The following is an 11,831-nucleotide window of genomic DNA, read 5'->3' on the forward strand; positions in this document are numbered from 1 at the left end:
CGGCGTTGGGAGAGTTCCATGCGGAAAATCCTGTTCGCGGCCTGCGCGGTGGCGATGCTGGTCACCGGGTGCGGTGACGACGGCGACGACACCGGGGATCTGTCCTCGACGACGATCGACCTGCCGACCACGGCCGCGCAGTCCGCGGCCGGACCGGTGGAGGTCGACCAGATGTTCAGCGGGAGCACGGTCGCGCTCGGGCTGGGTCAGCAGCTGCTGGTCCGGCTGCCGCAGAACCCGAACGACACCGAGTCCTGGACGCCGGTGAACATCGAGCGCGGGGTGCTGGCGCCGGAGCCGCCGCTGTCGGAGGGCACCAGCACGGTGTGGCCGTTCCGCGGGGTCGGCCCGGGGACCTCGACCATTCAGTTCGTCTACGGTCCGGCCAGTCAGCCGCCGATCGGGCCGGGGCCGGAGTTCATCCTGACCGTGCGGGTCGCCTAGCGTCCACGGACGGCGTGGTGGCCGCCTCGTTAGGCTTGACCCGCAGTGGCGTCGATCGGATCGGGTGTTGTGGCATGGGCAGCGGGGAACTGAGCAGCGTGGAGATCGAGGCGGAGGCCCGCGACGACGCGGCCGCATTCGCCCTCCGGCACGCCGAATTGGCGCGGGGATACGGCGGCAACGGCGATCCCGACGACCCGGCCATGGTCCAGGCCATGCAAATGGTCCTGCACATCCCCAAGGCCGACCCACCCGCGCGCAGCGCGCTGCTGGAAGCCGCGGCGGCCGCGGCGGTGGCCGTGTGCCTGGACCCGCGCTCCGGGCCGGGTGGGGAGTGGGAGCCGCGCTATCTGGCGTGGAAGCGCTCCAGGATCAGGAAGGTGGCGCGGCGGGCGCGCGGCGCGCAGTGGGTCGCGGCGGGCGAGGTCGACGGGGTGACCGTGGAGGTCGACGGCGCGCAGGCGCGCGCGTTCGTCCCCGGCCCGGTGGGCGCGATCGACCAGCGGATCCGCAAGCTCCAGATCGGCGGGACCGACCTCGACCACGACGAGCCCGGCCCACCGGACCCCGACCTGCCCGTGCTGTGGGTCGACGCGGCGCTGGAGATGTCGGTCGGCAAGGCCGCCGCCCAGGTCGGCCACGCGAGCATGCTGCTGGCCGGCGCACTCCCGGTGGGCGCCGCGGCGGCCTGGGCGCAGCGCGACTTCCGGTGCGCGGTCCGCGACGCCGACGAGCGACTGTGGGCGACGCTGGTGGCCGAGGTCGCCGCCGGCCGCGCCGTGGCGGTCCGCGACGCCGGTTTCACCGAGGTGGCTCCCGGCTCGATGACCGTGATCGCGGTGCCCGCCCGCTCCTGATCGGCGCGACACGCGCGAACCGAATTCGTCGATCGGATGACGGATTTCGCGACCCGCCGCCCGGGCTCGGTGTATCCGGCGGACCCCGGGGGTATACGTAACCGACGGCTGGGGGATCGAGGGCGTAGGGAGGTTCCGCGATGGTGACGACGATTGTGGTGATCCTGATCGTGTGGGTGGTGCTGTCGGTGCCGGTGTCCTTCCTCGCCGCCCGGATGCTGCGTGACGAGCCGGACGGGCGCCGCGGTTCCGCGTCGACCAGGAACAACGAATCCCACACGGGCCGGTCGTTCCGCTGAGGGGCCGCGTGGGCCAAGATGGAGCGCGTGTCGCAACCCGATCCCGATCTGCTCATCGACTTCTCCGACGTGACCATCCGCCGCTCGGGCCGAACGCTCGTAGGTCCGGTCACCTGGCAGGTCGAGCTCGACGAACGCTGGGTGGTGCTCGGCCCGAACGGGGCCGGCAAGACCTCGCTATTGAGAATGGCCGCCGCCGAGGTCCATCCGACCTCCGGTGACGCGAACCTGTTGGGGGAGACCCTCGGTCGCGTCGACGTCACCGAGTTGCGGCCGCGCATCGGGTTGTCCTCGGCGGCGGTGGCCAGCCGCATCCCCGTCGACGAGAAGGTCAGCGACCTGGTGGTGTCGGCCGGGTACGCGGTACTGGGCCGGTGGCGCGAACGCTACGACGACATCGATACCGAACGTGCCGTCGACATGCTGGAAACCCTGGGCGCCGAACATCTTTCCGACCGCACCTACGGCACCCTGTCCGAGGGCGAGCGCAAGCGGGTGCTGATCGCGCGTGCCCTGATGACCGACCCGGAACTGCTGCTGCTCGACGAACCGGCCGCGGGCCTGGACCTGGGTGGGCGCGAGGAACTCGTGGAGCGGCTGGGCAATCTGGCCGCCGATCCCGACGCGCCCGCGATGGTCCTGGTGACCCACCACGTGGAGGAGATCCCGCCGGGCTTCACCCACGCCCTGCTGCTCAAGGAGGGCGAGGTGGTCGGGCAGGGACTGCTCGAGGACGTGCTCACCGCCGCCAACCTCAGCGCCGCGTTCAGCCAGTCCATCGCGCTGGACCGGGTCGACGGGCGCTGGTTCGCCCGCCGGGCCCGGCGCGCGGGTCAGCACCGCCGCGCCTGAGGCCCACTCAGTGGGAACCGTCGCGTCGCACCGCGGCCCTCCGGGCTGAACTGTTTCCCCAGCGAACCAAGCGGGCGTTAGGGTGCAGACAGGCCGATGCGACGGCCGCGGTGGAACGGCGTCGGCTCCGGTGAGCCGTCCGATCCACCGCGGCCGTCGGACCGTCGGCCACGTGGTGGAGAGGAACGGTATGAGTGAGTCCGGGGTAGCCGCACGCGACGCGTCGACGGTGATGCTGGTGCGCGACGGCGCGGCGGGCATCGAGGTGTTCCTGCAGCGCCGCGTCAGCGGGATGGCCTTCGCGGGCGGCATGACGGTGTTCCCCGGCGGTGGCGTCGACGCCGCCGACGGCACCGCCGACATCGCCTGGGCCGGACCCGCGCCCGCGTGGTGGGCCGAGCGGTTCGCGACGACCGAGCAGGCCGCGCAGGCGCTGGTCGCGGCAGCGGTCCGGGAGACCTTCGAGGAATGCGGTGTGCTGCTGGCCGGGCCGACCGCCGACACCGTCGTCGACGACTCCGCGGTCTATCGCGAGGCGCGCGGCAAGCTCGAGCGCCGGGAGCTCTCGCTCGCGGACTTCCTCGCCGCCGAAGGCTTGGTGCTGCGCGCGGATCTGCTGCGCCCGTGGTCGAACTGGATCACCCCCGAAGCCGAACCCCGCCGCTACGACACCCGGTTCTTCGTCGCCGTGCTGCCGCAGGGCCAGATCGCCGACGGCGCCACCTCCGAGGCTGCCCAGGTCGTCTGGGCGACCCCGCAGGATGCGCTGGCGAGCTGGCGGGCGGGCGAACACGTCCTGCTGCCGCCCACGTGGTCACAGCTCGACGGTCTGCGCGAATTCGCCGATACCGCGGCCGTGCTGGCCGCCGAACGGGCGATCACGCCGATCATGCCGCACTACACGCCCACCGCCGACGGGCCGCCGTTGACCGACTTCCCCGACAACGGCCGGTATTTCGCGGAGCTGCCGCAGTTGGGCGCACTGGGCGGCCGGTAGGTTGGCCGCATGGCCGAATTCGTCACCCTCGAGCTGCCCGCCGACCCGTCCGCGCGCGGCGTCGCGCTGCTGCGCATCGATCGTCCGCCGCTGAACCTGGTCGACGCCCAGCTGGCCCGTGAGGTCGCCGCGGCGGCCGAAACGGTGGCCCGGCACCCCGGCGTGGCCGCGCTCATCGTCTACGGCGACGAGCGGGTCTTCAGCGCGGGCGACGAGATGACCGAGCTCGCCGAGCTCGACGCCGGGCAGGCCGCCGCGATGGCGGCCGATCTGCAGGCGGCGCTGGGCTGTCTCACCCGGGTGCCGCAGCCGACCGTCGCCGCGATCACCGGCTACTGCCTCGGCGCGGGCCTCGAGCTCGCGCTGGGCGCCGACCACCGGATCATCGGCGACAACGTCAAGCTCGGCCTCCCGCAGATCAAGGCCGGGTTGATCCCGCTCGCCGGCATCCGCAAGCTGTCGCTGCTGATCGGCGCGAGCCGCGCCAAGGACCTCGTCTACACCGGCCGTTTCGTCGACGCCGAGGAGGCCGCGACGCTCGGTCTGGTCGACGAGGTCGTCGCGCCCGACCATGTCCTCGCGGCCGCGCGCCGCTGGGCCGAGCAGTTCGTCACGGCCGCGCCGCGGGCCCTGGCCGCCGCCAAGGCGGTCTTCGAAGCGGGCCCGCACGGGCACTCCACCGCCGTCACCGAGTGGTCGGCGTTGTTCGACACCGACGACGCGCGCACGGGCACCCGGACCTTCGCCGCGGACGGTCCGAACAGCGCCGTTTTCACCGGACGGTGAGCTGAGACCGGTCATGCGACCAGTTGGAACCGCCGGAAACAAGACCGCCCATTGCGTGCTGAGGGTCTCCTATTACTCTTGGCGGTTATGACGGTCCACCCCGATGACCCGGCGCCGAACCCGCACGCCACCGAGGCCGAGGTCGAAGCAGCGCTGAAGGACACCAAGCTCGCCCAGGTCCTGTATCACGACTGGGAAGCGGAGACGTACGACGACAAGTGGTCGATCTCCTATGACGAACGCTGTATCGCGTATGCCCGCGGCCGGTTCGACCTCGCGGTCGGCCCCGCCCCGCTGCCCTACGAACGGGCGCTCGAGCTCGGCTGCGGCACGGGGTTCTTCCTGCTGAACCTGATGCAGGGCGGGATCGCGAAGAAGGGTTCGGTCACCGACCTCTCGCCCGGCATGGTGAAGGTCGCGCTGCGCAACGCCGAGCACCTGGGCCTGGACGTCGACGGCCGCGTCGCCGACGCCGAGACCATCCCGTACGACGACGACACCTTCGACCTGGTATGCGGCCATGCCGTGCTGCACCACATCCCGGACGTGGAGCTGGCGCTCAAGGAGTGCCTGCGCGTGCTCAAGCCGGGCGGCCGTTTCGTCTTCGCGGGTGAGCCGACCACCATCGGCAACCTCTACGCCCGCAAGCTCGGCCAGGCCACCTGGAAGGTGACCACCGAGGTCACCAAGCTGCCGTTCCTGTCCGGCTGGCGCCGTCCGCAGACCGAGCTGGACGAGTCCTCGCGCGCCGCCGCGCTCGAGGCCGTCGTCGACCTGCACACCTTCGACCCGAGCGATCTCGAGAAGATGGCGAAATCGGCCGGTGCCGTCGACGTGAAGGCCACCACCGAGGAGTTCGCCGCCGCCCTCTGGGGCTGGCCGGTGCGCACCTTCGAGGCCGCCGTGCCCGACGAGAAGCTGACGGTCGGCTACCGCATGGCGCAGTACCGCGCCTGGCTGGGCCTGAGCTGGCTCGACGAGAACGTGCTGCGCAAGGTCGTCCCGCGCGAGTTCTTCTACAACGCGATGATCACCGGCGTGAAGCCGGGCGCGGCCAAGAAGTAAGTGGGGTACCGCTTCGGCCGCGACGATGTCGCCTTTCTGGGCAGCGCGGCGGGATCCGCCGCGCTCGCCGAGGTCGACCGGCTGGAGCTGACTCCGGCGACGCACCTGCGCGATATCGAGCAGGTGCGTCGCTCGTTTCCGGAGCAGGCCGCCGCGCTGATCGAGACGGTGCGGTTGCGGCGCAAGGCCGCGGTGAAGCTGCCCGCGGCCGCCGACTGGCTGTTCACCGACGACGCGTTGCAGCAGGCGACACCCGCGCTGGTCGCTCGGCACCGGGCGGCCCGGCTGGCCGGTAGGGCCGTGCACGACGTCACCTGTTCGATCGGCGCCGAGCTGGCCGAGCTGTCGGCCGTGTGCCCGGCGGTGATCGGCAGCGATCTCGACGACGTGCGGCTGGCGATGGCGGCCCACAATCTCGGCGCCGTGTCGCTCCGCGCGACCGCGGTCGACGCCGAACCACCCGCCGCCCCCGACGCCGCGCCGGGCGCCCCCGAGACCTCGTCGACACGGCGGCGCAACATCGTGTTGGCGAAAGCCGACGCCCTCACCCCGACCACCCGCGATACCGTGATCATCGCCGACCCGGCGCGCCGAGCCGACGGCAGGCGCACCTACGACCCCGCGAAACTCCAGCCTCCGCTGCCCGACCTGCTGGCCGCGTACGCGGGTCGCGACATCGCGGTGAAGTCCGCGCCCGGTCTGGACTTCGACCGCCTCGGCTGGGACGGCGAGATCGAGATCGTCTCCCTCGACGGCGCGGTCCGCGAGGCCTGCCTGTGGTCGCCCGGGCTGACCGAACCCGGCATCACCCGGCGCGCCACCGTGCTCGATTCCCGGGGCGGCGCGACCACGCTCACCGACGCCGACCCCGACGACATCCCCGAACGCGCCCCCGGTGAGTGGATCGTCGACCCCGACGGCGCGATCGTGCGCGCGGGCCTGGTCCGCCATTACGCCGCGAAACACGTTCTCTGGCAGCTCGATCCGCAGATCGCCTACCTCACCGGCGACACGGTCCCGGCGGGCCTGCGCGGCTTCCGCATCGAGGACCGGTTCGAACTGCGCGAGAAGACCCTGCGGCAGGAGCTGTCCCGGCGCGACTGCGGCTCGCTCGAGATCCTGGTCCGCGGTATCGATCTCGACCCCGACGCGCTGCGCAAGAAGCTCAAGCCGCGCGGCTCGGTTCCGTACACCCTGGTCGTCACCCGGATCGGCCGGGCGGGCGTCGTGTTCGTGTGCACCGCGGTCGCCGCGGCGGCCTAGCCCTCGATCTTCTTCACCACTCGCTGCACCGTGAGCCAGGTGCGGGTGGTGATGTCCTTGCCGTAGGTCTTCTCCAGGCGGGCCATGAAGTCCGGCGTCGCGCCGGTGCTGTTGTCGATGACGGTCAGGAACGCGCGGGCGTCGCGGTCGTAGCCGATGACGCGGGTCAGCGGATCGTCGTCGAACGAGGACAGGTCCGCCTCGCGCATCTCGTGCTTGAAGAAGGTGACCGTCAGATACGAGCCGCGCTCGTGCGGGAGCCCCTCGAACGGGTCGCGATCGAGCAGCGCGCGCAGCACACGATGGCTGCGGATGATGGTGCCGCCGGGAATGCCGAGCTCGGCCGCCAGCGCCTCCTGGATGCGGTCCTCGAGGTCGGCGGGATCGTCATCGGTGCGGAACACCAGATTGCCGCTCGTGAGCACCGAGGCCACCTTGTCGAACCCGAGCCCTTCCAGCACCCCGCGCAACTTCTCGTTGCGCATGTTCGGGTTGGTCGGCATGATCCCCCGCAGCAACGCCGCATAGCTCTCCACGGAGCCGACCGTACCGACCGCCACCGACACGCACCATCGCAGCGCGCCGCGACGACGTCAGGCCTGCGCGGCGGCGGCGTTCTTCTTGCGCTCGATATCGGCCAGCGCGGCCAGGTAGGCCTCGCGCTCCTCGGCGCTCGCGTCCCAGGCGACCTTGCGGTTCTTGACGACCTTGGCCGGGGCGCCGACGGCGATGCTGTAGTCCGGGACGTCACCGCGGACCACGGCGTGCGCGCCGAGCACGCAGCCACGGCCGACACGGGTGTCGCGCAGCACGGTCACCTTGGCCGCGATCCAGGTGTCGGGGCCGATCCGGACCGGGCTCTTGACGATGCCCTGGTCCTTGATGGGCAGGGTGATGTCGTCCATCTTGTGGTCGAAGTCGCAGATGTAGCACCAGTCGGCGACCAGCGTGGACTCGCCGATCTCGATGTCGAGGTAGGTGTTGACGACGTTGTCCTTGCCGAAGACCACCTTGTCGCCGATGCGCAGGGAACCCTCGTGGCAGCGGATGGCGTTGCCGTCCCCGATGTGCACCCAGCGGCCGATCTCCATGCGGGCGAATTCCGGCGTCGCGTGGATCTCCACATTGCGGCCGAGGAACACCATCCCGCGCAGCACGATGTGCGGGTTGGCCAGGCGGAACTTGGCCAGCCGGTAGTACCGCACCAGGTACCAGGGGGTGTACGCGCGGTTGGCGAGTACCCAGCGCAGTGAGTCCTTGGTCAGGAACCGCGCCTGCTGCGGATCGCGGCGGCGGGAACCACGCCAGCGCGCGCTCAGCGGCGCGCCCCACATGCTCGTCACGAAGTACTCTCCCGTCGTGATCGCACCGGGCCAGCCCCGGGGATTCGGTCGTCGGTTACACAGAGTACTTTCGGAGCGCACGCCTACCGTGCGATACCCCGATCATCGGCTCGATTACCCAGGGAGATCAGCAGGTGCGAACTCGGACTCGCGTCGTGGCCTCGCTCGCTGCCGCCGGTGTGGTGGCGTTGGCAGGATGCGGCACCGATGTGGACGACATCACCGTCGGCGGCGGAAAAGGCTGGCCCGCAGCCCATCACGACGGCCGCAACGGCGGGGCGAGCCCGGTGGCCGGCGCGGACGCGATGACGCTGAGCTGGTCACGCCCGGTGGGCGGCCCGATCGCCCAGCCGCTGACGATCGGCTCCGAGGGGCAGATGTTCGTCACCTCGAGCACCGGCAACTGCGCGATCTTCTCCTTCCAGATGCGCACCGGCCGCAAGCGCTTCTGCAACCCGCTCGGCCCGTCGACGATCGAGGCGCCGACCGTGGTCGACGGCGTCAGCAACGTCTATGTCGGCGACGACGGCGCGGTGAACTCCTTCAACTATCTCGGCCAGCCCCGCTGGCGCACGCCGGTGGCCGGTGTCCCGGTGGCGATCCAGTTCACCGGTGACGGCCGCGTGCTGACGGTGACCCAGTCCGGTCAGGTCGACATCCTGAGCCGCCAGACCGGCGGCCGCGAGGTACCGACCCTGCAACTGCTCGGCGAGCCCGACTTCCTGCAGCTGCCGGGCCTGACCCGCCCGGCCTCCGGCGACGGCCTGGGCGACTGCCGGACCGGCGGCCCGCGCTGCGCGGTCGCCAACACCACCGCCGTCGACGCCGAGTCGGGTCGGTTCTTCGTCACCGTGTGGGAGCCGGGCAAGGCGGCCGCCTCGCTGCGGTCGATGCGCTACGCCGACGGCAAGGTCGTCCAGGAGTGGAGCGCCGACATGCTCACCGGTGGCAGCGCCACCAGTCCCACCCTTTCCGGTGACGGCGACACCGTCTACATCGGCGACAACAGCGGCCGCCTGATCGCGGTGAACGCCGAGGACGGCAGCACCCGCTGGACCCACGCGCTCGGCTGGACGCCCAGCGGCGGCATCTCCGTGGTCGACGACCTGATCATTCCCGCCGGCGACGACGGTTACCTGATGGCCGTGCAGGACCGTGGTGACCGCGCCGAGCCCGCCTGGGAGCGCAAGGACCTGACCCTGCGCGGCACCCCCGCCCAGACCGCGGGCGGTATCGGCTACACCGTCGCCGCCATCGGCGCGGGCCTGAGCCTGATCACCTTCGACACCGCCACCGGCAACACCGTCGACTCCGATGTGCTGCCGGGCGCCACCGGCACCACCACCGGCACCTCCGTCGGGCCGAAGGGTGAGGTCGTCGTCGCCACCCGCGTCGGCGAGATCTTCACCTTCACCCCCGACGCCTGATCGACCGTCAGTACGGGTTGCTCCGGTCCGCCCAGCGCGCGCCGATCTCCGCCGTGAGGTGGCGGGGGAACGAGACGCGGGCCGGGTCGCCGTCGGCGGTGTAGCGCTGCTCCGGGTGCGCGGCCAGCCGGTCCAGCCAGTAGCCCGAGTCGAACGGGACCGCGCCCCGGCCGGATCGGATGCGCGGCACGGCGAGCGGGTCGATCGCGCCGTACGGTGCCGGGGCCGGGCCGGCGCCGACCAGCATGACGGCCTCGAAGCGGTAGCCGGTCCCGTCCCAGCTGCCCTCTGCGGCCAGCGCGCGCTCGCGCGGGTAGACGCCCAGCGGTAAGGCCATGGTGCGCACGGTGACTCCCGGCGCGGCCGTGGTGATCGCGCGGACGTTGTGCGCCAGTTCGCGTTGCACACCGTCGGCGTCCAGGGTCGCGAGATTCGCGTGATCGGCGGTGTGCGCGCCGATCTCGTGGCCGTGGGCCGCCAGCCAGGGCAGCGCTCGCGGGTCGCCGCCGAACGGGTCGTTGTTGACGTAGAAGGTGGCGACCGGTCGGAAATCCGGGTAGCGGGCGCCGAATTCGGCCAGGATCCCCGCGGCGCTGTCGGGGGACACGGCACCGCTGTCGGTGAACGAGAGCTGGCTGCCGGTGGAATCGTCGAAGGTGAGCACGACCGGGTGCGTGCCCGCGGGCAGATCGAGATCGCCGGCGAGGTAGCTCGCGGCGGTCACCGGACGGTAGCCCTCGCGATAGAGCCGTTCCAGCTCGTCCCGGAACTCGGCCGGGGTCTGGTCGTATTCACCGGCCGGGTGCGGGGTGATCTGGTGATACATCAGCACCGGGACGAATCCCAGTTCGTTGGCGGCGATCTCGGCCGGATCCGGCGGTACGGGTTTCGCCGTCGTCGCCGGTGGTGGTGCCGGGGCCGCTGCCTGCGGTGTCGCGCAGGCGGTGAGCGCGGTGATCAGCACCAGCGCGGGCGCGAGTCGCAGGGCAACGTTCGAACCGCCGGTCATCGCGGCGATATTACGCGGCGGCGCAGGTTTTCCCCCGATCTTGCGATAACCCGCGGACAGTCCGCGCGACTGCGCCATAGTGGCCTGGCGAACGGTAGTGGAAGTTGGTGCGGGCGTTGGGATTGCGGATCCGGTCGGGCGAGCGGCGGCGGTGGGCGACGATCGCCTCGGGTGCTGTCCTCGCGATGGTCATCGTGGCGATGGTGGCGGGATTCGCGCTGAGCAGAACGGCTTCCGAGCCGTCGGCCGATACCGTGCCGCCGGTGCTCGAGGTCGCACCAGCGGAGCTCGCGCGGTCCTATCGCGCACCGATCGTGGTGCGCGGCAAGGCCGTCGACGCGGTCCGCGTGTCGATCGGCACCGATGCGGTGACACCCGCCGCGGACGGCACCTTCGAGATCTCGGTGCCGTGGGCGCCCGCCGTCGAGGTCGTCGCGGTGGACGCGGCCGGTAACCGGAGCAGCGCGATCGCGGTCTCGGCGGTCGCGCTGCCGCGGATGCGGGCGGTGCACGTCACCGCGCACGCCTGGTCGCACGAGGGGCTGCGCGAGGCCGTGCTCGATCTCGCGCGCGAGGGCCGCATCGACACCGTGCAGCTCGATATCAAGGACGAGGACGGCGTCGTCGGTTACGACTCCCAGGTCCCGCTGGCCCGCGAGTCCGGTGCCGTCGCCGATATCTACGACGCGCCGTCGGCCCTGCGGCAGCTACACGAGCTGGGCCTGCAGGTGGTCGGGCGCATCGTCGCCTTCCGCGATCCGACCGTCGCCGCGTGGGCCTGGCACAACGGCCGGCCCGACTGGGTGGTCCAGAACCCGTCCGGACAGCCCTATTCCAGCCATTACGGCCCGATCGCCTTCACCAATGTCGCGCATCCCGACATCCGTCGCTACACCATCGATCTGGCGGTCGAAGCCGCCCGGCTCGGCTTCGACGGCGTCATGTACGACTATGTCCGCCGCCCCGACGGCAGCCTGACCAGCATGCATTTCCCCGGCCTCGCCGGCACCCCCACCGACGCGGTCGCCGGCTTCCTCGCCGAGAGCCGCTACCCCGTCCACCTCGCCGGTGCGCACCTGAGCGCCGCGGTCTACGGCATCGCCGCCACCCGCCCCGAGCAGATCGCCCAGGACATCCCCCGGATGGCCCGCAACGTCGACTTCGTCGCCCCTATGCTCTACCCCTCCCACTGGAACTCCGGCGAATACGGCGTCCCCGACCCCAACGCCCAGCCCTACGACATCATCGCCCGCTCCCTGCACGACTTCCGGACCAGCACCGCGGGCACCGGCGCGAAGGTCATCCCCTGGCTCCAGGACTTCAGCCTCGGCGTCCCCTACGGCGACGCCGAACTCCGCGCCCAGATCGACGCCACCCGAGACACCGGCATCGACAGCTTCTTCCTCTGGAACGCCGCCACCCGCTACCACAGTGGCGGCATTCCCCCAGCCTGAGTTCGTCGCCGACTCGGGCTGGGGCGGTCCCAGCG

The 11,831-nt window shown here is 71.4% G+C and carries 13 protein-coding genes; 10 read left to right on the plus strand and 3 right to left on the minus strand.

What is annotated here, in order from left to right:
* Positions 1-18: 18 nt before the first annotated feature.
* The 8 genes from ATM97_RS18540 (at position 19) to ATM97_RS18575 (ending at position 6,563) form a co-directional block, all read left to right on the plus strand.
* Positions 19-444, plus strand: a complete 426-nt coding sequence (locus ATM97_RS18540; RefSeq protein ID WP_218719297.1) for a protease inhibitor I42 family protein — start codon at positions 19-21, stop codon at positions 442-444.
* Between the two features lie 74 nt (positions 445-518).
* Positions 519-1,301: a peptidyl-tRNA hydrolase gene (locus ATM97_RS18545; protein WP_218719298.1), complete on the plus strand. Its 783-nt coding sequence runs from the start codon at positions 519-521 to the stop codon at positions 1,299-1,301.
* Between the two features lie 140 nt (positions 1,302-1,441).
* A complete protein-coding gene (locus tag ATM97_RS18550; protein ID WP_218719299.1) occupies positions 1,442-1,600 on the plus strand; it encodes a hypothetical protein in 159 nt (52 codons plus the stop codon).
* An 18-nt stretch (positions 1,601-1,618) separates the two neighbouring features.
* Positions 1,619-2,452, plus strand: coding sequence for an ABC transporter ATP-binding protein (locus ATM97_RS18555; protein WP_218719300.1), 834 nt, complete (start codon positions 1,619-1,621; stop codon positions 2,450-2,452).
* Between the two features lie 190 nt (positions 2,453-2,642).
* The gene (locus ATM97_RS18560; protein ID WP_218719301.1) at positions 2,643-3,449 is read left to right on the plus strand and encodes an NUDIX domain-containing protein; all 807 of its coding nucleotides are present in this window, start codon (positions 2,643-2,645) and stop codon (positions 3,447-3,449) included.
* Positions 3,450-3,458: 9 nt separating this feature from the next.
* On the plus strand, positions 3,459-4,235 hold the full coding sequence (locus ATM97_RS18565) for an enoyl-CoA hydratase-related protein (RefSeq protein WP_218719302.1): 777 nt from the start codon (positions 3,459-3,461) through the stop codon (positions 4,233-4,235).
* An 87-nt stretch (positions 4,236-4,322) separates the two neighbouring features.
* Positions 4,323-5,300 carry a class I SAM-dependent methyltransferase gene (locus tag ATM97_RS18570; RefSeq protein WP_218719303.1) on the plus strand — a complete coding sequence of 326 codons (978 nt, stop codon included), beginning with the start codon at positions 4,323-4,325 and terminating at the stop codon, positions 5,298-5,300.
* Positions 5,301-6,563 (plus strand): class I SAM-dependent methyltransferase, encoded by a 1,263-nt coding sequence (locus ATM97_RS18575; RefSeq protein ID WP_218719304.1) that lies wholly within the window; start codon positions 5,301-5,303, stop codon positions 6,561-6,563. It abuts the gene before it with no gap.
* Here ATM97_RS18575 and ATM97_RS18580 read toward each other — a convergent pair.
* On the minus strand, positions 6,560-7,099 hold the full coding sequence (locus ATM97_RS18580; RefSeq protein ID WP_218719305.1) for a DUF1697 domain-containing protein: 540 nt from the start codon (positions 7,097-7,099) through the stop codon (positions 6,560-6,562). The two genes, ATM97_RS18575 and ATM97_RS18580, sit on opposite strands and share 4 nt — an antisense overlap.
* A gap of 57 nt (positions 7,100-7,156) precedes the next feature.
* On the minus strand, positions 7,157-7,906 hold the full coding sequence (locus ATM97_RS18585; RefSeq protein WP_218719306.1) for an acyltransferase: 750 nt from the start codon (positions 7,904-7,906) through the stop codon (positions 7,157-7,159).
* 134 nt (positions 7,907-8,040) lie between these two features.
* Between ATM97_RS18585 and ATM97_RS18590 the strand changes: the two genes are divergently transcribed.
* The gene (locus ATM97_RS18590; protein ID WP_308248542.1) at positions 8,041-9,333 is read left to right on the plus strand and encodes a PQQ-binding-like beta-propeller repeat protein; all 1,293 of its coding nucleotides are present in this window, start codon (positions 8,041-8,043) and stop codon (positions 9,331-9,333) included.
* Positions 9,334-9,340: 7 nt separating this feature from the next.
* Here the strand turns inward: ATM97_RS18590 and ATM97_RS18595 are convergent, their stop codons facing one another.
* Positions 9,341-10,342 (minus strand): polysaccharide deacetylase family protein, encoded by a 1,002-nt coding sequence (locus tag ATM97_RS18595; RefSeq protein ID WP_218719307.1) that lies wholly within the window; start codon positions 10,340-10,342, stop codon positions 9,341-9,343.
* A 116-nt stretch (positions 10,343-10,458) separates the two neighbouring features.
* Between ATM97_RS18595 and ATM97_RS18600 the strand changes: the two genes are divergently transcribed.
* Positions 10,459-11,796 (plus strand): putative glycoside hydrolase, encoded by a 1,338-nt coding sequence (locus tag ATM97_RS18600; RefSeq protein ID WP_255588010.1) that lies wholly within the window; start codon positions 10,459-10,461, stop codon positions 11,794-11,796.
* Positions 11,797-11,831: the final 35 nt, after the last annotated feature.

The sequence above is a fragment of the Nocardia sp. MH4 genome, assembly GCF_019266065.1.
Taxonomy (GTDB): domain Bacteria; phylum Actinomycetota; class Actinomycetes; order Mycobacteriales; family Mycobacteriaceae; genus Nocardia; species Nocardia canadensis.

Coding starts and splice junctions, on each gene's coding strand:
- ATM97_RS18540 (WP_218719297.1), top strand. CDS start 19: ATGCGGAAAATCCTGTTCGCGGCCTGCGCGGTGGCGATGCTGGTCACC.
- ATM97_RS18545 (WP_218719298.1), top strand. CDS start 519: ATGGGCAGCGGGGAACTGAGCAGCGTGGAGATCGAGGCGGAGGCCCGC.
- ATM97_RS18550 (WP_218719299.1), top strand. CDS start 1,442: ATGGTGACGACGATTGTGGTGATCCTGATCGTGTGGGTGGTGCTGTCG.
- ATM97_RS18555 (WP_218719300.1), top strand. CDS start 1,619: ATGGAGCGCGTGTCGCAACCCGATCCCGATCTGCTCATCGACTTCTCC.
- ATM97_RS18560 (WP_218719301.1), top strand. CDS start 2,643: ATGAGTGAGTCCGGGGTAGCCGCACGCGACGCGTCGACGGTGATGCTG.
- ATM97_RS18565 (WP_218719302.1), top strand. CDS start 3,459: ATGGCCGAATTCGTCACCCTCGAGCTGCCCGCCGACCCGTCCGCGCGC.
- ATM97_RS18570 (WP_218719303.1), top strand. CDS start 4,323: ATGACGGTCCACCCCGATGACCCGGCGCCGAACCCGCACGCCACCGAG.
- ATM97_RS18595 (WP_218719307.1), bottom strand. CDS start 10,342: ATGACCGGCGGTTCGAACGTTGCCCTGCGACTCGCGCCCGCGCTGGTG.